The following is a 24,629-nucleotide window of genomic DNA, read 5'->3' as shown; positions in this document are numbered from 1 at the left end:
TGCAGATCAGGATTCCAATTTCTTTTCAACGGCTTTGAGACGCTTATTCATCTCATCGATCCGGTGTACCCGGGCCGCCGTTTTGCGCCACTCTTTATTCGGCTGCAGAGGAATGCCCGATGAATACATCCCTTTCTCTTCAATACTGCGCATCACCATACCCATACCAGTGATCGTCACACCGTCGGCTATCTCAATATGCCCGTTAATGACCGCACCACCGCCGATAATGCAGTACTTGCCAATGTTCGTACTGCCGGCCACAATCGTACCACCGGCCATCGCACTACCATAACCAATGTGTACATTGTGTGCTATCTGGATCTGGTTATCGATAATCACATTATCCTCGATAACGGTATCGTCCAAAGCACCACGATCTATGCTGGTGCAAGCACCGATCTCAACCCGGTTGCCGATACGTACGGTGCCGACCTGAGGGATTTTTACCCACTCACCTTTATCATTGGCATAACCAAAACCGTCTGAACCAATCACTGTATTCGCCTGGATCAGGCAGGATTCACCAATCTGAACCCCATGATAGACAGATACATTAGACCACAGGCAGGTATTGGCTCCGATAACGGCTCCCTTGCCGATAAAGCAACCGGCACCAACCGAAACCTTATCACCCAGAACAACACCGGCTTCGATAACAGCGTTGGCTCCAATCGTTACCTGTTCACCCAGAGTCACATCTCCGGCAATGACAGCAGAAGGGGCAATCGTATCCGCCGGCTTGGGTGTACTGTCCAGAGCCTGAGCCACCCGGGCATAAGCCAGATACGGGTCATTAACCACTAATGCATTGGTACGGCACAGTTCCAGCTCCGACGCTTTTACCATTACGGCAGAAGCCCGACATTCGGTAAGGTGCTTACGGTACTTAGGGTTGGAGAGAAACGTAATGTCTCCCTCCCCCGCCTTGTCCATCGCAGCAACAGTCCGGACGGTCACATCACCATTACCGTGAAGTGTTCCTCCCGTTACTGCCGCTAATTCAGCAAGAGTTATTGTTGGCATAGTGTTCCGCTACTATCAGTTCAGTTCAGCCAGAACTTTTTCAGTCAGATTTAACTCTGGTTTTGCGTATGTCACCAGCTGGCTTTCAATGACCATATCGTAACCTTCCGCTTCCGCAACCTTGGTAACAGCCCCCTGAATAAGCTTAACCATTTCAATTTGAGCCTTACGCTGGCGCTCCTTGTTGGCATCCTTAAACTTATCCATCTTCATCTTCCCTTCTTCTTTCAGTCCGGCGATTTCGATCTGCAGTTTTTCCACTCCGGCTTCACCCAGCAATTCTTTATCGCGCGTAGCCTGTTCAATCTTGGTGTTGATCTTAGCTTCCAGCTTCTGTATTTCTGCGGCTTCATCATCAGCCTGCTGCTGCAGCGGCTTAAGGATCAGCTCACGCTTACTTTCAGGCACTTTATTTATCAGAAAACCTGTACTGACATAGCCAATCTTTTGCGCAGCTTCTGCTGAGTGAGCAAAGAATGAAGAACTTAGAATAACAAGGCTAATACCAGCCGCTTTTACGATTTTTTTCAAAACAATTTCCTTTTAGAACGTTTTACCGATAGTGAAGGTGAAGAATTCTTCGTCGTCACCGTCGTATTTTTTAATTGGTTTAGCCACAGCAAAGACCAGAGGCCCCATTGGCGACATCCATTGCAGTGCCGCACCGTATGAAGCGCGGTAATTAGTCGGATCCGAGTAATCATAGTAATAACGCTGACCATACAGGATATTACTGGAATCGTAATTAAATTCGGTATCCCAGACGCTGGCCATATCATAGAAGAGACTGGTCCGGATCTGACTCTGCATCTCATCCGAAGCAAACGGCGTCGGTACAATCAGTTCCACACTTGCCAGTGCCGTAGCATTACCACCGACAGAATCATCGGTTGCAATATATCCGGCATTGTTGCCGCTATTACCGCTGCCGGAAATGGCCCCTTCATTGTAAACCGCTTTCGGACCAGCCGAATTGGAACTGAAGCCCCTTAAAGTACTAAAGCCCCCGGCATAGAAGTTCTCATAAAACGGATACAGGTTATCGACACCGTCTGTCTGACCATAGCCATTACCGTATCCCAGACGACCGCGCAGTAACAGAGTAAACTCATGCTTTTTCGTCAGCGGGAAATACTTCCGGGCATCGTAACGCAGCTTAAAGTATTTCACGTCTGAACCCGGTGTTGTCATGCTGTAGGTGACACGCTGATGGCTACCGTCAGTCGGGAAATAACCCCGGTTCAGATTGTTGCGCGTCCAGGTCAGAGAAATATCAAAATCGTCTGCGGTCAGCTCACTGGCTCCCGAATCACCGGTCAGGTTCTGCAAAAATTGCTCAACCTGAACATAAGGATCAAGGTTTTCAATCTTGGTGTGGGTATACCCCACTCCCATTTCAAAGAAGTTCAGCTCATCGTACGGGAAACCCCAGGTCAAGCTGGTGCCATAACTTTCGTTGGTATAATCCACAATACCGGCATCGGAAGCTTCAAACTTGTTGTAGAACACCTTACCGCCCAGACTCACACCATCCAGATTCCAGTACGGATCCCGGTATTCCAGACTCACGTTCTGCTGGTAATCGTTGGTCGTCGCACTGATACCCACCCGGTTACCGGTACCGGCAAAGTTATCCTGTTGCAGCCCCACCTGGAAGCTCATTCCAGACTCAGTACCATAGCCGATACCAAAGTTAACACTGCCAGAGTTGGCTTCCTTAACCTTATACACCAGATCCACCTGATCATCGGTGCCCGGAACACGTATCGTTTCAACATCAACGCTTTCAAAATACCCGGTACGGCTGAGACGACTTTTACCCGTTTCAATCGATTTGGAGTTGAGCCAACTGCCTTCCATCTGACGCATTTCGCGGCGCAGTACTTCATCTTTGGTGACAAGGTTACCGGTAAAACGGATATCCCGCACATAGATCCGCTTACCCGTTTCAACATGCAGTGTCAGAACAACTTCCTGTTTTTCTTCATCAAACTCAGGAACCGTGTGCACCTGCGGATAAGCATACCCGGCTTCTCCGAGCACTTTTTTGACATCTTCCTCTAGCGAAGTCACCAAAGAAGCACTATAGATATCACCCTGTTCAAACGGCACCAGTTGTTCAAATTCAGCTTCTTTACCGATCAACTCTCCACGGAACTGTACATCTTTAACGGTATAAGGTTTTCCCTCATTCAGTACTAACGTGATATACACCCCTTTCTTATCCGGAGAGATAGCGACCTGAGTGGCATCAATCTTGAATTTCAGGTAACCACGGTTCAGATAATAGGACTTCAGAGACTCGATATCTCCGGCCAGTACCTGCTTCTGATATTTATCGTCTGACAGGAAATTCCACCAGGAGACATCGACATTCAGATCAAAACGGGACAGCAGTTCTTCATCATCAAAAACTTCATTACCGATAAAGTTAATCTGCTGAATCTTGGCTGAAACACCTTCAGCAAACACAAACTTCAGATCAGCGCGATTACGGGGCAGAGGTGTGACAATCGCTTTCACTGATGCATTATATTTCCCTACACTGTAGTAGAAATCTTCCAGCCCTTTTTCGATATTACTTAATGTCGTACGATCCAGAGCTTCCCCCATCCGAATTCCGGACGCGTCCAGATTCTGCTGCAGTTGCTCTTCCTTAATCGCTTTGTTACCGGAGAAAGAGATACTGGCAATGGTCGGTCTCTCTTTCACCTGAACAAGCAGCGCATCACCATCACGAAAGACTTTGATATCCTCAAAGTTACCGGAAGCATACAAGGCTTTAATGATGTCGGAGATATCCTGAGAATCTACCGTATCGCCAACACGGACAGGCATCTTCAGCAGAGCCGCACCCAGCGCAACGCGCTGCAGACCCTGAATATTAATGTCCTGAACTACAAATTGTTCCGCTCCACTTGCTGTGGTACTTGCTACAAGCAGTGAAGTCAGCAGTAATCGCTTAATCGCCATACCTGTTCTGATTATTCCTTTCTACTACAATGCCTACGGTTCTGGTAATCAGCCGAGATCACAGGCGCATAAAATCATTAAAAATAGCGATGGCCATCAATGAAAAAATGATAGCGCCACCGATACGATAACCCATTTCCCGGACTTTTTCCGGTACTGGCCTGCGGATAACCGCTTCCATTGCATAAAATAACAGGTGTCCGCCATCTAAAACCGGTAACGGCACCAGATTTATAATCCCCAGATTGACACTGATCAGCGCCAGAAAACTGAGAAAATAAACCAGTCCGAAATTCGCCGTTGACCCGGCTCCTTTCGCTATTGAAATCGGTCCGCTCAGGTTATCCAACCCGACAACACCGATAACCAGTTTTTTTAACATGGTAAAGGTCAGCTGGATTACCTGTCCGGTTTTCTCAAATGCCTTACCAACAGATTCAAATACATCATATTTAATTTCAATGCGATACTTTTGCGGCCATTCTGCGACATCAGGAGCAATACCGGCAAAACCGATCACTTTATCAGCAGAAAGTCTTCGGCTCTCTGGTGTCAGCAACAGCATAACGCTTTCACCACGGCGATCCACACCTACATTCAGTGTGCGCTCAGCAGAATCCTGAATATGCTCAACCACATCCTGCCAGTTCACTATCGGCTCCCCGTCGATGCTCAGAATCGTATCACCCGGCATAAATCCAGCCTTATCCGCTGCGCCGCCTTCAGACACATGTGCAACAGAGGTATAAACCTGCGGGCTGAATGGCCTGAAGCCCAGTGTCGTCATCGCCGACTCGGTTTCCGGATCAAAAGTCCAGTGGCTGATATCCAGCGAAACCGTCTGTTCCAGACCGATTTCGTCTGGCTGTGTCACCGACAAGGTCATATGCTCGTCACCAATATGAGCAATAAGCTGCATATTGGCAGATTCCCAATCCGGAGTTTGGATGCCTGAGACCGCTTTTAGTTCCATCCCCGGCTGAATACCGGCCTGTGCCACGATAGACTCAGGGATCACTTCACCAATAACCGGTTTAACCGTCGGAACGCCGAGAAGAAAAACCAGCCAGTAAGCCAGCACGGCAAAAAGAAAGTTAAATACCGGCCCAGCAGCAACAACCGCACTACGCTGCCAGAGAGGCTTATTGTCAAAAGCCATATGCTTCTGCTCTTCAGGAACCTCACCGTTGCTCCCATCCAGCATTCGGACAAACCCACCCAGTGGGATCACAGACAGGCTGTACTCCGTGCCATCCTTACCAGTTCTCTTCCACAACGATTTGCCAAATCCGATAGAGAACTTTTCAACTTTTACTCCACAACGGCGAGCCACCCAGAAGTGACCAAATTCATGGACGGCAACCAGAATGCCCAGAGCAATAATAAAGCTGGCAAAATTCCATAGTATATCTGTCATAGTGTTCGCTCTCTGACCATGTCTGTTGCGATTATCCGGGACATTCTATCCAGCTCCAGCAGACTTTCCAAGCTACCGGTGTCTGTATGATGAGTTCCTGCGCAAACCTTTGAAAGTACTTGTTCATTGACAGCAGCAATATCGGTAAAGTTCAGTCTGCGTTGCAAAAAAGCCGCGACGGCAATTTCATTGGCCGCATTCAGTGCCGTTGTGGCATGCTGCCCCAGATAGCAGGCATCAATCGCCAGTTTAAGACACGGGTAACGGGCAAAATCCGGCTCAAGAAAGGTCAGTTCTCCGACTCGGGTAAAGTCGAGCGGTGCCACACCGGATGAAATGCGACCGGGATAAGACATACTGAGTGCAATCGGGGTACACATATCCGGTTCGCCCATCTGTGCCAGTACCGAACCATCTGTGTACTGAACCATGGAGTGGATCACCGACTGTGGATGGATAACGACTTTCAACTGCTCCCGGGCACAGTTAAACAACCATTTGGCTTCGATATATTCCAGCCCCTTATTCATCATCGTCGCTGAATCAACCGAGATCTTCGGCCCCATCGACCAGTTTGGGTGTGCAATCGCCTGCTCAGGCGTTACATACGCCAGTGTTGATACGTCTGTATAACGGAAAGGCCCGCCGGAGCCGGTCAGCAAAATACTGGCGATACCGTGTCTGTTCAGATCGCAGCGGCCGGGGCGACGCTGAACCGCTTCAGGCAGACACTGGAAGATAGCATTATGTTCGCTGTCAACCGGCAGCAGTTCCGCTCCGGACTTCTCCACTTCCCCAATGAACAATTCACCAGACATGACCAGTGCTTCTTTGTTTGCCAGTAATACCCGCTTACCCGCTTTAACAGCCGCCATGGTCGGAACCAGCCCGGCAGCACCGACAATAGCCGCCATCACCATATCGACCTCATCGAGTGCAGCTACCTGACACAAGCCTTCCTCTCCGGCCAGAACTTCTGTCTCTAATCCCTGAACCTTCAGTTCCCGTTCTAATTGCCGGGCAGCCTCAGGGTCAGCCATTGCTGCATAACCGGGACGCCACTGCCTGCAGAGCGCAACCATTTTGTCCACACTGGAACCGGCCGCCAGCGCAGTCACGGAAAACTGCTGCGGGTTTTCTGCTATAACTTTGAGGGTGCTACTGCCAATCGAGCCGGTTGCACCAAGGATTGTAATATTTCGCATTCCAACGTCGCTGTATCTGCAAAAAGGTATCCGGATAAAAGAAGCGGCTGAGCCTCTCTTTTTATCAGAACAGAAAATAAAGTAAGGTAAATACCGGGAAAGCGGCCGTCAGGCTGTCGATACGATCCAGCAGACCACCATGTCCCGGAATAATATGACTGCTGTCTTTGATCCCGGACACACGCTTAAACATGCTTTCCACCAGATCTCCCAGCACAGAGATAACCACAGTGCACAAGGTGATCAGCAACATAGAAACGGAGCCGGAGAAAGCGATATCAAACCAGCCAGCAACCAGCCACCCAACAATCAATGCTGCAACTAATCCGCCCAGCAAGCCTTCAATCGTTTTATTCGGGCTGACTTTCGGAGCCATCTTATGCCTGCCCAGACTCTTGCCGGTAAAATAGGCTCCGCTGTCGGCTACCCAGACCAGCAGACAGACATACAACACCAGCTTAGCACCATGATAAGGATCGGCAGTGATCCCCTCTGCTCTGAGCAGAATCACGCTCCAGAAAAACGGCAACAGGGTAAATACGCCAAACAGATGTCGCAACAACACGCTACCCTGCCAAAACGGCAAAGACTTAGGGTATGTCACCGCAAGTACACTCGACACTATCCACCAAAGAACCCCTACCCCCAGTACACTGTAGTGAGAAGCAACAACCTGATTCAGGGTTTCGGCATCGGATGGAAACAGAACATAACTGCCAATCAGAACAATACTTGTCGGCAGCATAGCCGGTATTCGGGCACGGTTACCGGTAAACTGAGCCCACTCCCAGCATCCAACCAGAGAAACAACCAGCATAGCCAGTACAAAATAAGGAAGAGAAAGCTCAAAAATCCCCAGCACAACCAAAGGTGCCAGAATTAACGCGGTAATAATTCTTTGTTTCAAATGCGTTATCCTATTTATTTTCCATGAGCGCTTTTATCTGCTCACCGGTACAACCAAATCGCCGTTCACGGTTAATGAACCACGATACCGCCTCAGCCAGACTCTCTTCATTAAAGTCAGGCCAGTATTGAGGCGTAAAATACATCTCTGCATAGGCAAGCTGCCAGAGCATAAAGTTACTGATCCGACACTCACCACTGGTGCGGATCAGCAAGTCAACTTCAGGAAGATCTGCCATTGTCAGATGCTGCTGTACAACTGATTCTGTAATATCCCCCGCTTCCAGAGTTCCTTGCCGGACTTCTGCAGCAATCGACTTAACCGCTTCGGTAATATCCCATTTACCACCATAATTCGCTGCCACATTCACGACCATGCCGGTATTGTCAGCGGTTAGCGCTTCTGCACTGGCAATTTTATTCTGCAGGCGGGTACTGAACTGGGTTTTATCACCAATAATACGCAATTGCAGATTATTTTTATGCAGACGCTTCACTTCCTGAGATAAAGCGGTGATAAACAATTCCATCAACAGGCTGACTTCTTCTTCCGGACGACGCCAGTTTTCACTGCTGAACGCAAACAGAGTAATCGCTTTTACTCCAAGTTTGGCTGCTCCGGAGATGGACTTTCTAACCGCCGCAACCCCAGCTTTATGCCCGAACACCCGGGGCTTACCCTGAGCTTTTGCCCAGCGGCCGTTACCATCCATTATGATGGCGATATGTTTGGGGATGGATTCTAGCGCAACAGGATTATTCGACATAAAAAGATTAAGACACTGGTTAATTTAAAAAATCAGCAAAAAAAAACGCCGGGTCGCGAGCTGCCAACCACAGCGTTTTTTATTTCACGCATTCACGCGCACAATATCAGTTTATGGATTATTAAACTTCCATCAACTCTTTTTCTTTCGCGGCAAGAACTTCATCGACTTTTTTCACCGCAATATCAGTCAGTTTCTGAATTTCGTCTTGTGCTTTACGATCTTCGTCTTCTGAAATTTCTTTCTCTTTCAGCAACGCTTTCAGATCACCGTTCGCATCACGACGGATATTACGGATTGCCACCCGACCATTTTCAGCTTCACCACGAACAATTTTCACCAGATCTTTACGGCGCTCTTCTGTCAGCGGAGGAAGAGGAACACGGATAACCGTACCGGCAGACATTGGGTTAAGACCCAGATCCGACATCATAATGGCTTTTTCTACTTTCGGTGCCAGTTCTTTGTCAAATACGGTAATCGCCAGCGTTCTTGCATCTTCAGCAATAACGTTAGCAACCTGATTAAGCGGTGTCGGCGCACCATAGTATTCCACAGAAAGACCGGAAAGCAGACTTGGGTGAGCACGGCCAGTGCGAACCTTGCTCAGATTGTTTTTCAGTGCTTCTACGCTTTTGTCCATACGCTCCTGGGCGCTATTTTTAATCTCGTTAATCACGATGTCACCTTTGATATTATTCGGTCAGACAGAATACATTCCCGGCACAGGAATGCTCCTGTTATTCATTCTGTTAAGCTTGGCTGATCAAAGTCCCTTCAGCTTCACCCATCACCACACGGCGAAGGGCACCCGGCTTGTTCATATTAAATACCCGGATCGGCATTTTATGATCCCGTGCCAGAGTAAAGGCAGCCAGATCCATCACTTTCAGTTCTTTTTCAAGTACAGCATTGTAAGACAGCTTATCATACAGCTCTGCATCTGGGTTGGCTACAGGGTCAGAGTCAAATACACCATCCACTTTGGTCGCTTTCAGAACCACATCAGCTTCGATTTCAATACCACGCAGGCACGCCGCAGAATCGGTGGTAAAGAACGGGTTACCCGTACCAGCAGAGAAAATTACCACTCGTCCCTGACGCAACTGGCTGATTGCATCCGCCCAGTTATAATCATCACAGACACCATTCAAAGGAATGGCTGACATCACACGGGCATTCACATACGCCCGGTGCAGTGCATCACGCATTGCCAGGCCATTCATCACCGTAGCCAGCATACCCATATGGTCACCCACAACACGGTTCATACCGGCTTCTGCCAGACCGGCACCACGGAACAGGTTACCACCGCCGATCACCAGACCGACCTGAACGCCAAGTTCAACCAGTTCTTTTACTTCCTGAGCCATACGATCAAGAACCGCAGGATCGATACCAAACCCCTCGTCTCCCTGAAGAGCCTCACCACTAAGTTTTAACAGAATACGCTGATATGCAGGTTTAGGATTAGTCGCCATGGAGTTTCCTTCCAAACAGTGTTGTTGATTAACAGTTACCATTTAGCATTTCCTTATCCATAAATTGTGCGGAGAACCGCAGGTTGAACCAAAAGACCAAATGGTAACGGTTAGCCATGCACTGATATTTACATCAATAAATACCAGCCATTTGCAAAAAGACCGTAGCTCAACTACGGTCTTTTTTCTGAGCATTAACGCTAAGGATTAACCTTTTTGCGCCGCTGCAACTTCTTCAGCGAAGCTCATTTCTTCTTTCTTCTCGATGCCTTCACCGACTTCCAGACGAACGAAAGTAGAAACTGATGCGCCTTTTTCTTTCAGGATTTCGCCAACAGATTTCTTAGGTTCCATAACGAATGGCTGACCAGTCAGAGAGATTTCACCGGTGAATTTCTTCATGCGGCCAACAACCATTTTCTCTGCGATTTCAGCTGGTTTGCCTTCGTTCATTGCGATTTCAACCTGAACCGCTTTCTCTTTTTCTACTACGTCAGCTGGTACGTCTTCTGGGTTAACATACTCAGGACGAGAAGCAGCAACGTGCATAGCAACGTGCTTCAGGGTTTCTGCATCGCCTTCACCAGCAACGACCACACCGATTTTCTCACCGTGACGGTAAGAAGCCAGTGCAACACCTTCAACGTACTGAACGCGACGGATAGTTACGTTTTCACCGATTTTAGCAACCAGAGCAACACGAGTTTCTTCGAATTGAGCTTGCAGTTCTTCAACAGAAACTTTAGAAGCCAGAGCCGCTTCAGCCACTTCGTTTGCAAATGCAGTAAAGTTCGCATCTTTAGCAACGAAGTCTGTTTGGCAGTTAACTTCAAGCAGAGCAGCAATACCATCAGCTTCTTTGATGATGATTGCGCCTTCAGCCGCTACGTTACCGGCTTTCTTAGCAGCCTTCGCAGCACCTGACTTACGCATGTTTTCAATAGCCAACTCGATGTCGCCATCAGTTTCAACAAGCGCTTTTTTACATTCCATCATGCCTGCGCCGGTACGTTCGCGCAGTTCTTTTACTAGAGCAGCAGTAACAGCCATTCTCTATTCCTCAATTGGTCTGGATAAGATAAAAGTCAGGGGCCTGACTTTCGGCCCCTGATACTAACTATAGCTTAATTTGTGTTTAGGTTGTGTTTCACTGAAAAACGATTCATCACCAAAACACCGCCAACACAATTAAGTGTAAGACGTCAGAGTCCGCTATTACTCAGCTTCTTCTACGAAACCGTCTTGTTCAGCAGCAACAGCAACTACGTCTTGGTTACGACCTTCTTTTACAGCGTCAGCAGCAGCGTTCAGGTACAGCTGAACTGCACGGATTGCATCGTCGTTACCAGGGATGATGAAGTCAATACCGTCTGGGTCAGAGTTAGTATCCACAACAGCGTATACTGGAATGCCCAGATTGTTAGCTTCTTTAACTGCAATGTGCTCGTGATCAGCATCGATTACGAACAGAGCGTCAGGCAGACCGCCCATATCTTTGATACCACCAAGAGATTTCTCTAGCTTCTCCATTTCACGGGTACGCATCAGAGCTTCTTTCTTAGTTAGTTTATCGAAAGTACCGTCTTGAGACTGAGCTTCAAGATCTTTCAGACGCTTGATAGACTGACGAACAGTTTTGTAGTTAGTCAGCATACCGCCAAGCCAGCGGTTGTTAACGTAGAACTGGTTGCTTGCAATAGCAGCTTCTTTAACAGCTTCAGATGCAGCACGCTTAGTACCAACGAAAAGAACCTTACCTTTTTTCTCGCCAACTTTAACCAGCTCAGACAGAGCTTCGTTGAACATAGGTACTGTTTTTTCCAGGTTGATGATATGAACGCGGTTACGAGCACCAAAGATGAATGGCTTCATTTTTGGGTTCCAGTAACGAGTCTGGTGACCGAAGTGAACACCAGCTTTCAGCATATCGCGCATTGATACAGTTGCCATTTTAAAATCCTCTAATGGGGTTAGGCCTCCACATACCCCATGCATCCGACTTACCGCCAGCCGTCATTACAGCTTTCACAGCGGAAGCACCCCGGAACATGTGTCGGTACGTGTGTGATTTAAAGATAAATTGTTTACCGCCAAAAACCTGCTTCGCCGTCAGGAGAGAACAGACCTTTGACTTGGCGCGCTTTATACCATATTTTGCCACTCTATTACCAGTAATATGCTTAAATTACTTTACGATCCAAGATTAATTTCAGAATCCGTTGCAGTCACGTTCGCCACTGGTAGAATACGCCCATTGCAGTAAAGCTGAGAAACGAAATGACAATCAAAATCAAAACTGAAGCAGAGATAGAAAAATTACGCGTTGCAGGCAAACTGGCTGCAGACGTACTGGAGATGATCGAACCTTACGTCAAACCGGGCGTAACCACAGAAGAACTGGATCAGCGCTGTCACCAGTTTATTCTGGAACACGGTGCCTACCCGGCTCCGCTGGATTACCACGGCTTTCCCAAATCTATCTGTACTTCTGTCAATCATATCGTTTGTCACGGTATTCCTGCGACAGAAGATGCTATCGGCAGCACAGGTAAACTCAAGCCCGGCATTCTAAAAGACGGAGATATCGTCAATATCGATATCACTGTGATTATTCCGGACGATAAAGATGCTTCGCTGGAAACCAGACCGTACGGCTATCACGGTGATACCTCTCGCATGTTTTTGGTCGGTGATGTTTCCCCGGCTGACAAACGCCTGTGCATGGTCACGCAGGAAGCCCTGTATGTGGGTATGCGAAAAGTAAAACCGGGAGCAACCATCGGTGATATCGGCACCGCCATCGATAAATATATCCGGGAAAACAATAAGAAAAATCCACGCAACAAGTTCTCTATTGTAAAAGACTTCTGCGGTCACGGCATCGGTGACGAATTCCATGAAGAACCGCAGGTAGTGCATTATCGCAACAGTGATCGCAGAGTACTGCAACCGGGTATGGTCTTTACGATTGAACCGATGATCAATGCTGGTAAATTCGGCTGTTCTGTCGACAGTGAGGATGACTGGACAGTTTACACGGGTGACGGTAAAAACTCTGCCCAGTGGGAACATATGATTGTCGTAACGGAAACCGGCTGTGAGGTTCTGACCCTGAGACCGGAAGAAACTATCCCCCGTATTATGGTCAACAACTGATCGGCTTCTCTTCTGAACAGGCGTCATTCTCTTTCAGGTGAATGACGCCTATTTCTCTGCATATCTATAAGTAAATCACATTTTTACAATCGTCCCGCCCGCTGGTAAAGTGAGCCTTATTTACTTGCACGGAATGCATGGTATGCCGTATTTATCTCCGCTAAAACTGACCGATGGGCAACTCAATCCGATTGAGCTCCGGCGCCAACTGGATACGCTTTTTGACTATCAGAAGCAGGAGTTTCTGAACAACCACCCTATTTCTGATCTGATCTATGCCCGCAGCGAATATATGGATCAACTGCTGCAGCGCCTCTGGCAATACTATGGTTTTTCCGATATTGAAAATCTATGTCTGGTTGCCGTCGGCGGCTATGGCCGGGGGGAACTCCACCCTCTGTCTGATATCGATATTCTGATCCTGACCCAGTCCGTGCCTTCCGACGATTTAAAAAGCAAGATCAGTGAATTTATTACCCTGCTGTGGGATCTCCGGCTGGAAGTCGGCCATGCTGTGCGTACAGTTCAGGAATGTGCTGACGTGGGACGGGACGACCTCACGGTTGCCACCAACCTTCAGGAAGCCCGTTTACTGAGCGGCTGTAATAATGCGTTTTATGAGCTGAAAAAAGTGATTATGGCCGACTCCTTCTGGCCCAGTGATGTATTTTTTGAGGCCAAGGTTCAGGAGCAGAAAGAGCGCCACGCCCGCTACCATGACACCACTTACAATCTGGAGCCGGATATTAAATCCAGTCCGGGAGGATTAAGGGATATCCATACTCTCAGTTGGGTTGCCCGGCGTCATTTTGGAGCCACCTCCCTGCTGGAAATGAGCCATTTCGGCTTTCTGACCGATGGCGAATACCGGGAACTGAAAGAATGTCAGGATTTTCTCTGGCGGATCCGCTTTGCCCTTCATCTGGAACTGAAACGCTATGATAACCGTCTGACGTTTGCCCATCAGGCACAGGTAGCGCATCTGCTGGGCTTCAGCGGTGAAGGCAACATTGCGGTTGAAACCATGATGAAAGAGTTCTACCGGACCTTGCGCCGGGTGGCAGAACTGAACAGCATGCTGCTGCGACTGTTTGATCAGGTCATTATCAATCAGGGAGAACTGCCGGAAGCTGAAATACTGGATAATGACTTCCAGCGGCGAGGCTCACTGATTGAAGCACGTAAGCCGGCACTGTTCCAGTCACGCCCGGAAACCATTCTGGATATGTTTATTCATATCGCCAATGACTCCTCTATCGATGACGTCGCTCCGGCAACACTGCGTCAGTTACGTACCGCCAGAAGACGCCTGAACCGTTTCCTGCATACCATTCCGGCCGCACGGGAAAAATTTATGACCCTGATGCGCCACCCAAATACCCTGCATAAGGCTTTCAGCCTGATGCACAGACTCGGCGTTCTGTCCACCTACCTTCCTCAGTGGAGCCATATTGTCGGGCAGATGCAGTTTGACCTGTTCCATGTCTACACGGTTGACGAGCACAGTGTCCGGGTACTTAAACAGATTCACTCGTTCAACCATGCAGACAATAACGACAGCCATCCAATCTGTTGTGAAGTCTACCCACGGCTGCAGAAAAAAGAGCTGTTGATTCTGGCCGCTATTTTCCATGATATCGGCAAAGGGCGTGGCGGAGACCACTCAGAAATCGGAGCCGTCGAGGCTTATGATTTCTGTATCGAACACGGTCTGTCCAAGCCCGAAGCTAAACTGGTTTCCTGGCTGGTTAAAAGCCATCTGCTGATGTCGGTAACGGCACAACGGCGGGATATCTATGACCCTGAAGTCATTGCCGGGTTTGCCCGACAAGTACGGGATGAAGAATATCTGGATAATCTGGTGTGTCTGACCGTCGCAGATATCTGTGCCACGAACTCGGAACTGTGGAACAGTTGGAAAAGAACCCTGCTGGCAGAGTTATATTATTCTACCCAGCGCGCGCTGCGACGGGGTCTGGAACATCCGGTCGATGTCCGGGATCGCATCCGCCACAATCAGCAACTGGCTTCGGCTCAGTTGCGTAAGCAGGGTTTTAGCGCCAGAGAAATCGAACTGCTGTGGCACCGTTTTAAGGCCGACTATTTCCTGCGCCATACCTACCAGCAAATAGCCTGGCACAGCGAACACCTTCTGCGAGAGGAAGATAAGGATAAGATACAGATCCTGATCGGGGAAAAAGCCTCACGCGGAGGTACGGAACTGTTTATCTATACCAGAGATCAGCATGCACTGTTTGCCACTGTTGCCGCCGAGCTGGACAGAAGAAATCTGAACGTACTGGATGCACAGATCATGGCAAGTAAAGACGGCTATGTTCTGGACACCTTTATTATTCTGGATCAGAACGGAGAACCAATAGACGAAAGCCAGCACCAGCCATTAATCCAACAACTGATGAAGGTTATTAAAGACGGTAAACCAGCCGCCATCCGTCTGCGCAGAACCCCGCGCAACCTGAAACACTTTAATGTGAAAACACGGGTTGATTTTATTCCGACCAAACGAAGAAAGCAGACCCTGATGGAGTTTGTTGCACTGGACACTCCCGGACTACTGGCCAAGGTGGGGGCGACGTTTGCCGAGCTGGACATCAACCTGCACGGAGCCAAAATTACCACCATCGGCGAACGGGCAGAAGACTTATTTATTCTGACCTCACCAAGCGGTTCCCTGCTCACCTATGAACAGCAGGAGCAGCTAAAAGAGATGTTGATCCAGAATGTATCGGAGCTAATGCCGAGTTAAAGACAGGAAGAACTGAAACCAATACAGGCTTCTATAACGAATCCTGTATTGGTTATAACGAACCCTGTACTGGTGCACAGCCCCCGTCCGGGAACCCTATGCTACAAATCAGGCGCTGAACTTTTCTAATACTTCAGCTTCGGTCATTACCGGGCTGGCGGAATCTAAGCGATAATAAGAAGGCTTCAGATCAATAAAATACTGCATGGCTAACTCTAGCTTTTCATCCTTATCAATATCTAACACCCCGAGTAACACATTGTGCTCTCCGGTATCATTCAGCTTATAATACAAATGAGTGCCGCAGTGTTTACAAAATCCACGCGTTGCCCAGGGAGAAGAATTAAACTCAGAAACGTTATCCTTACCTGTTATCTCGACATGGGTTCCACATGGTAAGGCAAACTGAGGCCCTCCATTCCATTTTTTACAAATATTACAATGACAGACAATAAATTTATTCGTATTTGCTGTCACTTTCAGTTCTACGCTACCGCATAGACACTTACCCCTATACTCGCCACCTTCCATATTTTTTCTCCTTCGGAAACCCAGCTACAGACGGCGTCGTTCCATCTGTGCTTTCACTTAATCCTTCCGATCATCATAGGCAACCAGGCACACATCAAGGCGTTCTGTATATTCTTGCGAGAGACATCACTCCGGTAAAAAACAAACTCCGTCAGATCAGGAAGCAGCAACCGACCGCTGCAACTTAATCAGAGCTTCAGCCAGTTCCGGAGACGGCGTATTATGCAGCAGAGGCAGAAGTACCATCCGCAGTGCCGGAAGCATCACCAGATCGGAAAACAGCTGATTAAACAAAGGCTGGTTGCCCGTCAGAGCCAGACGCAGCAGAAACAGCCCGGCATTGTCCTCATTATCCAGGATCTGCCATGACCGTCCGGCCAGTCCGATAAGGACTTCCTGATGGCTCAACTGCGGGCTGGTCAGAATGGTATCCGTAACCCGTTGCAGTACAGAACGTTCAGCACCGGATAAGGCTCTGACCAAAGCAGAAAGCAGAAACAGATCCGGCTGAGTACGGTTACACTCGTTCAGTGCCATGTCCTGAATGCTCTGTGCCAGTTTTTCCGGCAACCGGCTATGTTCCAGTGCACCAAGCAAGGCATATAACGGCTCTGTCGGCAGATGTGATATCGCTTTACGGATCAGTACCCCATTCTGTTCATTATCCAGCCGGGCACACATATCGGTAATCCCCTGTAATCCTACCGTCTGCCATTGATCCCAGCCCGGCTCTCCGGAAAAATAATGCTGTGCATGTTTATAATACTGACTGACAGGCAGGGACAGAACGGCTCGGAGCTGACTATGAAATACCGCCATCTTGTCCTCTGATGGTTTGAACGTATACGGATTATTTGCCAGAGCCTGCTGCTGTTCTTCTGTCAATTGTTTATTCAGACGGGAGCCCATCGCTTCCAGAACATAGCGGATAAAATTCCCCACATCCGACTGCTTCAGCAGACCACGTTCATCCAGTGGAAATGTCAGAAACCAGATCCACGGCTGTTTATCGTGATTCCAGTACGCGATTGCCAATTGAGCATGGCGCTGAATAGGGTACGGATAAGGTTGCTGTCCCTGCTCGACATTAGCGAAAAGTGTGTTTGCAATCGGCTGAATGCGTCTGCCCAGATCAAAGATTGTATAGTCACAGCCGCTGTTGGTCAGTAACTGGGTCAGGGTATAAATGTTGTCCATAAGTGGAGTCCTGCTTGGAATTATGGCTATTGCCTAATAAATGGTACTCTTAGGCCAAAATTCAAGGCCGCCATTTTGGAGTGGCGCAGATTGGAGCCCAAATGACCAATATTGTCCGACTGAAGCAAAAGCTTATTGATCTGGAACTGATGCTGCGGGAAAAAGAATTGTGGCAGCCGGTTTCCCCGGCAAATGAAGCCTTAGCCAGCACTGAACCCTTTGCAATTGATACCCTGTTACCTCAGGAATGGTTACAGTGGATTTTCATACCCAGAATGCTGACGCTGATAGCCCATGGACAACCGATGCCCTGCGGATTTGCTATTACACCGTATTTCGCTGAAATCTGGGGACAGGAGAGCGACAAACAGGCTCTGCTCGCATTGATCCAGGAAATTGATGAGGTATGTCAGTAATGCAGGAACTGGATATTATCTATCGCGACGAATACCTGATTGCCGTAAATAAACCGGCGGGAATGCTGGTACACCGATCCTGGCTGGATAAATATGAAACCCGCTTTGTGATGCAGACGCTACGGGATCAGATTGGTCAGCATGTTTTTCCTTTACATCGTCTGGACAGACCGACGTCCGGCGTGCTCATCTTTGCCCTTTCCGGTGAAATCGCGGCAAAAGTGATGCCGATGTTTGCTGCTCATGAAATGCAGAAAACCTATCATGCTATCGTGCGCGGGTGGATAGAAGAAGCCGCCGTGCTGGATTATCCGCTTATTGAAGAACAGGACAAAATAGCCGATAAGTTTGCCAGCAAAGAACCGGAGGCGAAAGAAGCCGTCACGGCATACCGGCCTCTGGAGAAAGTGGAAGTCCCGTTTTCTACCGGACGTTTTCCCACCAGCCGGTACAGCCTGATAGAAATGCAGCCGAAAACCGGCAGAAAGCACCAACTACGCCGTCATATGCACCATCTGAGTCATCCGATTATCGGGGATACCACCCACGGTGACGGCAAACATAACCGCTTATTTCGCGACCAGTATGACGCCCATCGATTAATGCTGCATGCATCAGAGCTCTGTTTTGTTCATCCGTTCAACGGAGAAAACATAACCATTAAGGCCGGTTTTGATGCCGTATGGTTACGTTTGTTTGAGCAGTTCGGCTGGCGTCTTGGGGAATAAGAAAAACCCCGATACTTACGTATCGGGGTTCTGATCTTACTCGCAGCATTCCGGCCACTAAAACGAAGCTCCCTGCATCATCCTTAATAGTACCGAATCCTTCGGTTTATCCTGCCTCGCCTTCCCGGCGGTGTCCTGATCATCCTGATCTGCTAACTTCCTGATTAGCGCACATCACTTGTTCCCTGAGCGGTTTCCCTTCCATCATCCTGATGGGGTTCCTGCCTTCATCCTGAAGGTGTCCTTTCGCTCCATGCTGACTGCCGTCCCGGCAATCAAACTTCATCCTGAAGATAGCCTTTCCCGGCTAATGTTAATCCATGTCTGCATCCTGCCGACACCAGTAAGATTACCCGGTTCCCAGCTTCTCACAAGACGGTTTTTTATTTTTTTTATGCATGAAAGTGCTCACAAAACAAACAAGGAATTTAAAAACAACAAGTTACATAGAGCTTAGTGGCTAAAATTCCGAGAAAATTTCGCTTTTTCCTACAAACCGTGTGAGAGATATCTCACAAAACACTTCCTTATTTACCACAAACCAAAGCTGAATAACAATTCACACAGATGAATTATTAGTCACAAAAAGCCAATCTGATTGCATAAATACGGATTGGTCAGTACAGAAAAGAAAAATGACTTACCTAATCACGCATAAGCCAGTATCCTTGCTCATCATTATTTTCTATCAGGACAAGTCCATGCTCACCCAAGATGTTACTGAAGAGCTGAAACAGATAATAGACAGCCTGCACCAACAGGGGAAACAGCCAACAACCGCGTTGATCAAAGCTCGCCTGTCATCGCCAGTCCCCATGCCAGCGATTATTGCAGCGGTAAAAAGTTGGAAAAACACCAAACATGTCCCCAAGGTTGAGATAGCCCGTCAACAGGGATCGGAACAGGAACGGATTCAACAACTGGAACAGCTGGTGCAGCAGCAGGCAGAACAGATACAGGCACTCAGTACACGAATTCAGGCGCTGGAAGAGAAATGACGATGAAGATATGGGTTGATGCCGATGCATGCCCGAAAGTAGTACGGGAAACCCTGTTCCGTGCCGCAGAACGAACCGGAGTTGAGTGTACCTTTGTTGCCAACCACTTTATCCCCGTTCCCTCCAGAGCTAATATCCGCAGCATTCAGGTACAGGCTGGGTTTGATATTGCCGACAACGAAATCGTACAGCGCTGCGAAGCCGGGGATCTGATTATCACCGCCGATATCCCGCTGGCCGATGAAGTCATTAGCAAAGGGGCACTGGCACTCAGCCCGCGCGGTGAACTCTATACCCGAGAGACCATAAAATCCCGTCTGAATATCCGCGACTTTATGGACACCATGAGAGCCAGCGGAATCCAGACCGGCGGACCGGCAGCTCTGTCGCAGACCGAACGCCGGGAGTTTGCTAATCATCTGGACAGAATTCTGGCTAAGCGGAAGTAAGCCTTTTTCTATTTAAGAAAATCCCAGGACAGGTTGGATACGATCCGGCACTGGTCACACTTAAAATGAAAAATATCGTGAATGGGCTGTTCCAGTGCCCATTCACCGCCACATATCGGACAGCAGCGTTGCTGTTCATCCCACAGGCTGGTGCCTCCTACCCGGTACAGATAATAGTAGGTCGGGATCTTGGTAATATATTCAATACGTCCCCGTACATCCCAGCCACGACGAAACAGATCACTGTCAACATCAGCAATCTCCCGCAATGCTGCATGTTCAGCTTTACAGGCACCGGCCATCTGCAATTCATCACACGCCTGCCATTCCGTCTGCCATTTAATCACCGTCTTATGGTCACCGTTCAATGTCGGCGGATTACGGTACAGAGGAATCGGCAGCAGAGTCTCCCCGCTTCTTAACGGAGAGCAGGTATGCACATACGTGGTATAAAGCACCTGCCATTCCGGCAGCTCATCCTCAGCAGCCTGTTCCGAATTCAAATCCCGCCCTAGCAGGCGTACTTTCGGAGCCAGCAGACAGGCATCCGACAAATTTTTCAGACAAAACCTCACATAATCCGAATGATTATCCGGGTGCAAAGCATCCTCTTCAGGGCAAACTGCCCGTACACTAAATACACCGTCCCCCATCACCACAGGAAACTCTCTTCCCAGCACTTGTCCGTTATAACGCAAAGCCTCCATCAGACCGTTGATACTCTTATCTACCGCGCTGATCGTGGTATCATCAAAACATTCAAATACGATTTCAACTACGTACATCGCCTTATACCTCTGGTTCCAGTCCGGTCAAAAAATCACTTACTGAGTCTGCCAGCACCTCTCTTTGCGATGTCCCCAGACGCTCAAAAATCACCTGCCCGGTCAGATTACAGATAGAGATTACATCCAGCTCAGCCTCAGTCGCTGCAATGAATACCGTTGGTTTCAGCTTCAGTCGCCGCTGGGTGATCAGATGACCCAGAATATTTTCCTGCAAACGGATAAAATCCTCATCATTCCAGACCTGTAACAGAGTCAGTGCATTACCTTTCCAGCTGCCTTCCATGTCCGCAGAATACTGACTACCAAAAAAAGCTTTAATATCATCATGCAGGGTCAGTTCTATGCCCCGCTCCAGATTGGAAAAATCAGCCAGAACCGGACGAACGACCGGGTGCCAGTACACTTTCCCATCTTTTGACTCATCAACACATACTGAAGGCAAACCGGCAAGTTCTTCACTAGCGGGAAGCGTCTGATACGCATCCTGCCATGCCTGCTGATAGCGCATAGAAAAAGAGTGTAAAGCCTGTACAGCAGACTGTGTCATAAGTGGCTCCTGACAAAAGGGTTAATGACAGCGAATGGGCTATTCAGTAAAATTCCGCATATTCTAATCGATCTTTGAAAAAAGCATGAGCAAATATTCCAACGCCAAAGAACTGTCCGGACTGACTCTGGGACAAAAAACCGAGTACCGAAATCAATACGATGCCAGCCTGCTGCAGCCTGTACCGCGCAGCCTGAACCGGGATGATCTTCACCTTGGCGGGGAACTTCCGTTTCAGGGATGTGATCTCTGGACCCTTTACGAGCTATCATGGCTAAATGAAAAAGGGCTGCCACAGGTTGCCGTCGGTGAAGTTTCCGTTCCGGCCACCAGCCAGAACCTGATTGAATCCAAATCCTTTAAGCTGTACCTCAACAGCCTGAACCAGACCCGCTTTTCCGACTGGGATCAAGTATGCGAAATACTGAAAAATGATCTTTCCGCCTGTGCTGGCGCTGAAGTCAGTGTCGCAATCTGGCCGGTCAACCATTATACCGGCAGTACGATCGCCGATATGCATGGCGAATGTATTGATGAGCAGGACATCCATATTACCGATTATGCCTTCCACCCGGAATATTTGCAGCAGGCAACCAGTGATGAGATAGTCACCGAAACGCTGCACAGTCACCTGCTGAAATCTAACTGTCTGATCACCAGTCAGCCGGACTGGGGCAGTGTGGAAATCGCATATAGCGGCAAAAAAATACACCGGGAAGCGTTACTGCGCTATATTGTCTCATTCCGGGAACATAATGAGTTCCATGAACAGTGTGTCGAACGCATCTTTACCGATATTCAGAAATACTGCCATCCAGATAAGCTGACTGTATATGCTCGTTATACCCGCCGTGGTGGTCTGGATATCAACCCGTATCGTTCTTCTGAACAGATGAATCCGGAGAGTAATGCCCGGCTGGCACGCCAGTAACTGACTAAACAAGGAATCGTTGTTGATGAGTATGTTCCGGCCTTTGTTAAAGAGGCATCTGAAACCATGGACTGGCAGGTTGTATCAGGCTCTTTTCCTGCTTGCCGTCTCTTTTACCGTGCAGGCAGAAATTTTTGCCTCTCCGGTACTGAATGAGGCGGAAAAACTCATCGACATCACTCCTGCCAGAGCCAAGGAAATTACCCAAAGCTATCTTTCTGCCCGTAAACTGGTCGCGGATGCCAAAGAAATCAGTGCATCCAGAGAAAATGCAGAAAATACCATCCGCACACCCAATACCACAGTAATGGCACTGCAAATTCTGGCCAGAGCCAAACTGGCTTTAAAAGATTCACACGGCGCACTGAATACAATAGATGAAGCCGCCGCGCTGGCTCTCAGATACGGTCTGGACTATGCACACCTACAAAGCCGGATCATAAAAACGGACATCGTATGGACGCTGTTTGCCGATCCGGAGAAAATCACTCCGGATCTGAAAGCCCTGCAACAGGATATACAGAAAAACGGTCTGTCCGACGAATCCCGACAAGCACTCCGCTATCAGTTAACGATGCTGCAGGGCAATATTGCCTCACTGTCCGGACAACAGGAACAGGCCGATACCTTTTTCACTAAAGCCGGCAATTACGCCACTGCATCCACTGTTCTGCCAGAAATGTTTATCCAATACCGGATCACGGTAGGAGAACATAATCTGCGCCACCAGCGTCTGAACCGAGCCTTATATGACCTGCTGGCTGCCTATTGGTCAGCGATTGAATCCAATAATCTGGTGCTGCTGGCCAAATGTAACCGCCTGCTGGCTACTGTTTTCTACCAGAGACAAGCCCTTGACCGGGCTATCGAACATCTGCTGCAGGCAGCTGATTTTTATGACAACTACAGCAACTCCATCATTCTGCCTCAGGTACTGAAACAGATGGGGGATATCTACAACCAGCAGGGCAAATATAATCTGGCTCTGGTGCACTATTTCAATGTGCTGGATGCGGAAAACAGCGACAGCAATATCGAAGAGGTCATCAACCTGCGTCTGGATCTGGCCAATACCTATATCCAGTTGTATAACTACCCTCTGGCGGAACAGTACCTGAACCGGGCACATAACCTGCTCACTTTTACCGAACTGCCACGCCAGCAGGCGAAATCTGTCCTGCTGGATGCTGATCTGGCTTATCATCTGGGACGCTACACAAATGCTATCGCCCGTGCGACAGAAGCACTGAAAGCCGGACAAAAGTACGCTGACAGTCACATTCAGATCCGCGCCCATGCCCTGCTGGCTGACAGCTATGAACAGACGAAAGATTTTCAGCAAGCCTATGAACACAGTAAACGCTATGACCAGTTGCTGATGCAGAAAAAAGACACCCTGCTGTCTATCTCCGAGGATGATTTTACCCAGCAGAAAACCTTTATCGAGAAATCGCTGCACTATCAGAATCAGCAGGATAAGCTGACAGAAACCCGGGCTGAGCTGCATAAGTACCAGAACACCCTGATGACACTGTTTGTCCTGTCATCCTTGCTGCTGTTTTTTGCCCTACGCAAAAGCTCGGTCAATCACCGGCTGAAAAAAGAACTCTCTGCCCTGTATGAAGACCACTACACCCACCCGCGTTCCGGTCTCAGAAACCTGCGGCTGCTTAACCTCAAGCTGCCCGGGTCTCTGGAGCGTAGCAGCGCCAACTATGAGCAGTGGCAAACCGGTGAACTGATTAATGAACCTCTGCATGACCGGCTGCGTTTTATCATGATCGACCTGCCCTTCCTGCGTAATATGTATCTGAACGGCGGCTACAAAGCCGGTCTGGAGCTGGAAAGCGAGTTCGGCGCATTTATCAAGCCCAAGATCATCAAACCGGCAAGACTGTATCATATCTCTGATGCCCTGTTTTTGTACGTTGAACCCAATACCAATCCGGATAAAGAACCGGAACAAATTTTTTATAAAATTCGCGGCTGGATAAACGAATTCAAAACCGAAAAAAATATTGATAAAAGCATCAGAGCCGGTATCGCGGATTACCCGTTTTTACCCCGGGCTTACACAGCCATCAATGATAAAGAACTGATCGATATTTTGCTGATGGCTTCGCACATGGCCAGAGACATCAGTCTGGAATATGGTGGCAGCCAGTGGGTTTGTCTGAAAGCGATAAAAAATGCCCCGGCGGCCAGTTTTGCCGGAGACAATATTCGAGCGGCCTGCCGTGATGCCATCGAAAAAGGGTTAATAAAAATACTCTCTTCACGCAAAAATGGGGATGAAATCAAAAAATTCACACTTAGCGAGTGAAATACAATCATTCGCACCGAAAT

Annotated in this window: 23 protein-coding genes; 8 read left to right on the top strand and 15 right to left on the bottom strand. The window is 48.5% G+C overall.

All coding sequences use genetic code 11. From position 1 onward, the window contains the following. Positions 1-6 precede the first annotated feature (6 nt). The 11 genes from lpxD to rpsB all read right to left on the bottom strand — a co-directional run bounded on the left by lpxD (position 7) and on the right by rpsB (position 11,725). Entirely contained in the window at positions 7-1,026 is a 1,020-nt protein-coding gene (lpxD, locus tag CSW98_RS10030) for a UDP-3-O-(3-hydroxymyristoyl)glucosamine N-acyltransferase (RefSeq protein WP_100800346.1), read from the bottom strand. 15 nt (positions 1,027-1,041) lie between these two features. Beyond that, positions 1,042-1,557 carry an OmpH/Skp family outer membrane protein gene (locus CSW98_RS10025; RefSeq protein ID WP_100800345.1) on the bottom strand — a complete coding sequence of 172 codons (516 nt, stop codon included), beginning with the start codon at positions 1,555-1,557 and terminating at the stop codon, positions 1,042-1,044. Positions 1,558-1,569: 12 nt separating this feature from the next. Next, a complete protein-coding gene (bamA, locus tag CSW98_RS10020; protein WP_100800344.1) occupies positions 1,570-3,999 on the bottom strand; it encodes an outer membrane protein assembly factor BamA in 2,430 nt (809 codons plus the stop codon). A 58-nt stretch (positions 4,000-4,057) separates the two neighbouring features. Beyond that, positions 4,058-5,416, bottom strand: coding sequence for a sigma E protease regulator RseP (gene rseP, locus CSW98_RS10015; protein WP_100800343.1), 1,359 nt, complete (start codon positions 5,414-5,416; stop codon positions 4,058-4,060). Beyond that, the gene (ispC, locus tag CSW98_RS10010) at positions 5,413-6,621 is read right to left on the bottom strand and encodes a 1-deoxy-D-xylulose-5-phosphate reductoisomerase (protein WP_100800342.1); all 1,209 of its coding nucleotides are present in this window, start codon (positions 6,619-6,621) and stop codon (positions 5,413-5,415) included. The genes rseP and ispC overlap by 4 nt, the downstream gene beginning before the upstream one ends. A gap of 64 nt (positions 6,622-6,685) precedes the next feature. Beyond that, positions 6,686-7,528 carry a phosphatidate cytidylyltransferase gene (locus CSW98_RS10005; RefSeq protein ID WP_100800341.1) on the bottom strand — a complete coding sequence of 281 codons (843 nt, stop codon included), beginning with the start codon at positions 7,526-7,528 and terminating at the stop codon, positions 6,686-6,688. A 10-nt stretch (positions 7,529-7,538) separates the two neighbouring features. Then, complete coding sequence (gene uppS, locus CSW98_RS10000; RefSeq protein ID WP_100800340.1) at positions 7,539-8,294, bottom strand: undecaprenyl pyrophosphate synthase; 756 nt, start codon at positions 8,292-8,294, stop codon at positions 7,539-7,541. A 121-nt stretch (positions 8,295-8,415) separates the two neighbouring features. Next, positions 8,416-8,973: a ribosome recycling factor gene (gene frr / locus CSW98_RS09995; RefSeq protein ID WP_100800339.1), complete on the bottom strand. Its 558-nt coding sequence runs from the start codon at positions 8,971-8,973 to the stop codon at positions 8,416-8,418. A gap of 73 nt (positions 8,974-9,046) precedes the next feature. Further along, entirely contained in the window at positions 9,047-9,775 is a 729-nt protein-coding gene (gene pyrH / locus CSW98_RS09990; RefSeq protein WP_100800409.1) for a UMP kinase, read from the bottom strand. Between the two features lie 207 nt (positions 9,776-9,982). Further along, on the bottom strand, positions 9,983-10,825 hold the full coding sequence (tsf, locus tag CSW98_RS09985) for a translation elongation factor Ts (RefSeq protein ID WP_100800338.1): 843 nt from the start codon (positions 10,823-10,825) through the stop codon (positions 9,983-9,985). Between the two features lie 165 nt (positions 10,826-10,990). Then, complete coding sequence (rpsB, locus tag CSW98_RS09980) at positions 10,991-11,725, bottom strand: 30S ribosomal protein S2 (protein WP_100800337.1); 735 nt, start codon at positions 11,723-11,725, stop codon at positions 10,991-10,993. A gap of 327 nt (positions 11,726-12,052) precedes the next feature. Here rpsB and map point away from each other — a divergent pair, with 327 nt between their 5' ends. Then, on the top strand, positions 12,053-12,931 hold the full coding sequence (gene map / locus CSW98_RS09970; RefSeq protein ID WP_100800335.1) for a type I methionyl aminopeptidase: 879 nt from the start codon (positions 12,053-12,055) through the stop codon (positions 12,929-12,931). A 142-nt stretch (positions 12,932-13,073) separates the two neighbouring features. Then, on the top strand, positions 13,074-15,698 hold the full coding sequence (gene glnD, locus CSW98_RS09965) for a bifunctional uridylyltransferase/uridylyl-removing protein GlnD (protein ID WP_100800334.1): 2,625 nt from the start codon (positions 13,074-13,076) through the stop codon (positions 15,696-15,698). 108 nt (positions 15,699-15,806) lie between these two features. Here glnD and CSW98_RS09960 read toward each other — a convergent pair whose 3' ends face one another. Together CSW98_RS09960 and CSW98_RS09955 are read right to left on the bottom strand one after the other, a co-directional pair. Next, positions 15,807-16,229 (bottom strand): GFA family protein, encoded by a 423-nt coding sequence (locus CSW98_RS09960; protein ID WP_100800333.1) that lies wholly within the window; start codon positions 16,227-16,229, stop codon positions 15,807-15,809. Between the two features lie 156 nt (positions 16,230-16,385). Next, entirely contained in the window at positions 16,386-17,426 is a 1,041-nt protein-coding gene (locus tag CSW98_RS09955) for a DUF3549 family protein (RefSeq protein ID WP_100800332.1), read from the bottom strand. Between the two features lie 101 nt (positions 17,427-17,527). Between CSW98_RS09955 and CSW98_RS09950 the strand changes: the two genes are divergently transcribed. The 4 genes from CSW98_RS09950 to CSW98_RS09935 all read left to right on the top strand — a co-directional run bounded on the left by CSW98_RS09950 (position 17,528) and on the right by CSW98_RS09935 (position 20,017). Further along, on the top strand, positions 17,528-17,842 hold the full coding sequence (locus CSW98_RS09950) for a YqcC family protein (protein WP_100800331.1): 315 nt from the start codon (positions 17,528-17,530) through the stop codon (positions 17,840-17,842). After that, positions 17,833-18,570: a tRNA pseudouridine(65) synthase TruC gene (gene truC / locus CSW98_RS09945; protein WP_100800330.1), complete on the top strand. Its 738-nt coding sequence runs from the start codon at positions 17,833-17,835 to the stop codon at positions 18,568-18,570. Before CSW98_RS09950 ends, truC begins: the two co-directional genes overlap by 10 nt. A gap of 701 nt (positions 18,571-19,271) precedes the next feature. Beyond that, positions 19,272-19,568 (top strand): hypothetical protein, encoded by a 297-nt coding sequence (locus CSW98_RS09940; RefSeq protein ID WP_100800329.1) that lies wholly within the window; start codon positions 19,272-19,274, stop codon positions 19,566-19,568. A 2-nt stretch (positions 19,569-19,570) separates the two neighbouring features. After that, entirely contained in the window at positions 19,571-20,017 is a 447-nt protein-coding gene (locus CSW98_RS09935; protein ID WP_100800408.1) for a YaiI/YqxD family protein, read from the top strand. An 8-nt stretch (positions 20,018-20,025) separates the two neighbouring features. Here CSW98_RS09935 and CSW98_RS09930 read toward each other — a convergent pair whose 3' ends face one another. Further along, positions 20,026-20,802: a Zn-ribbon-containing protein gene (locus tag CSW98_RS09930; RefSeq protein ID WP_100800328.1), complete on the bottom strand. Its 777-nt coding sequence runs from the start codon at positions 20,800-20,802 to the stop codon at positions 20,026-20,028. Between the two features lie 4 nt (positions 20,803-20,806). After that, positions 20,807-21,352: a SecY-interacting protein gene (gene syd / locus CSW98_RS09925; RefSeq protein ID WP_100800327.1), complete on the bottom strand. Its 546-nt coding sequence runs from the start codon at positions 21,350-21,352 to the stop codon at positions 20,807-20,809. An 85-nt stretch (positions 21,353-21,437) separates the two neighbouring features. Between syd and queF the strand changes: the two genes are divergently transcribed. Both queF and CSW98_RS09915 read left to right on the top strand, forming a co-directional pair. Continuing rightward, on the top strand, positions 21,438-22,283 hold the full coding sequence (gene queF, locus CSW98_RS09920) for an NADPH-dependent 7-cyano-7-deazaguanine reductase QueF (RefSeq protein WP_100800326.1): 846 nt from the start codon (positions 21,438-21,440) through the stop codon (positions 22,281-22,283). Between the two features lie 25 nt (positions 22,284-22,308). After that, entirely contained in the window at positions 22,309-24,606 is a 2,298-nt protein-coding gene (locus tag CSW98_RS09915; RefSeq protein WP_100800325.1) for a tetratricopeptide repeat protein, read from the top strand. Positions 24,607-24,629: the final 23 nt, after the last annotated feature.

Source organism: Vibrio sp. HA2012, from assembly GCF_002812955.1.
GTDB lineage: Bacteria > Pseudomonadota > Gammaproteobacteria > Enterobacterales > Vibrionaceae > Vibrio.
Note: the sequence above shows the minus strand (reverse complement) of the source record. Positions and strands in the feature narration are given on the sequence as shown.

Bases quoted from the DNA above. Each gene is read 5' to 3' on its own strand.
- lpxD (WP_100800346.1), bottom strand. From the start codon at position 1,026: ATGCCAACAATAACTCTTGCTGAATTAGCGGCAGTAACGGGAGGAACA.
- bamA (WP_100800344.1), bottom strand. From the start codon at position 3,999: ATGGCGATTAAGCGATTACTGCTGACTTCACTGCTTGTAGCAAGTACC.
- rseP (WP_100800343.1), bottom strand. From the start codon at position 5,416: ATGACAGATATACTATGGAATTTTGCCAGCTTTATTATTGCTCTGGGC.
- ispC (WP_100800342.1), bottom strand. From the start codon at position 6,621: ATGCGAAATATTACAATCCTTGGTGCAACCGGCTCGATTGGCAGTAGC.
- uppS (WP_100800340.1), bottom strand. From the start codon at position 8,294: ATGTCGAATAATCCTGTTGCGCTAGAATCCATCCCCAAACATATCGCC.
- pyrH (WP_100800409.1), bottom strand. From the start codon at position 9,775: ATGGCGACTAATCCTAAACCTGCATATCAGCGTATTCTGTTAAAACTT.
- tsf (WP_100800338.1), bottom strand. From the start codon at position 10,825: ATGGCTGTTACTGCTGCTCTAGTAAAAGAACTGCGCGAACGTACCGGC.
- rpsB (WP_100800337.1), bottom strand. From the start codon at position 11,725: ATGGCAACTGTATCAATGCGCGATATGCTGAAAGCTGGTGTTCACTTC.
- map (WP_100800335.1), top strand. From the start codon at position 12,053: ATGACAATCAAAATCAAAACTGAAGCAGAGATAGAAAAATTACGCGTT.
- glnD (WP_100800334.1), top strand. From the start codon at position 13,074: ATGCCGTATTTATCTCCGCTAAAACTGACCGATGGGCAACTCAATCCG.
- CSW98_RS09960 (WP_100800333.1), bottom strand. From the start codon at position 16,229: ATGGAAGGTGGCGAGTATAGGGGTAAGTGTCTATGCGGTAGCGTAGAA.
- CSW98_RS09955 (WP_100800332.1), bottom strand. From the start codon at position 17,426: ATGGACAACATTTATACCCTGACCCAGTTACTGACCAACAGCGGCTGT.
- CSW98_RS09950 (WP_100800331.1), top strand. From the start codon at position 17,528: ATGACCAATATTGTCCGACTGAAGCAAAAGCTTATTGATCTGGAACTG.
- truC (WP_100800330.1), top strand. From the start codon at position 17,833: ATGTCAGTAATGCAGGAACTGGATATTATCTATCGCGACGAATACCTG.
- CSW98_RS09940 (WP_100800329.1), top strand. From the start codon at position 19,272: ATGCTCACCCAAGATGTTACTGAAGAGCTGAAACAGATAATAGACAGC.
- CSW98_RS09935 (WP_100800408.1), top strand. From the start codon at position 19,571: ATGAAGATATGGGTTGATGCCGATGCATGCCCGAAAGTAGTACGGGAA.
- CSW98_RS09930 (WP_100800328.1), bottom strand. From the start codon at position 20,802: ATGTACGTAGTTGAAATCGTATTTGAATGTTTTGATGATACCACGATC.
- syd (WP_100800327.1), bottom strand. From the start codon at position 21,352: ATGACACAGTCTGCTGTACAGGCTTTACACTCTTTTTCTATGCGCTAT.
- queF (WP_100800326.1), top strand. From the start codon at position 21,438: ATGAGCAAATATTCCAACGCCAAAGAACTGTCCGGACTGACTCTGGGA.
- CSW98_RS09915 (WP_100800325.1), top strand. From the start codon at position 22,309: ATGAGTATGTTCCGGCCTTTGTTAAAGAGGCATCTGAAACCATGGACT.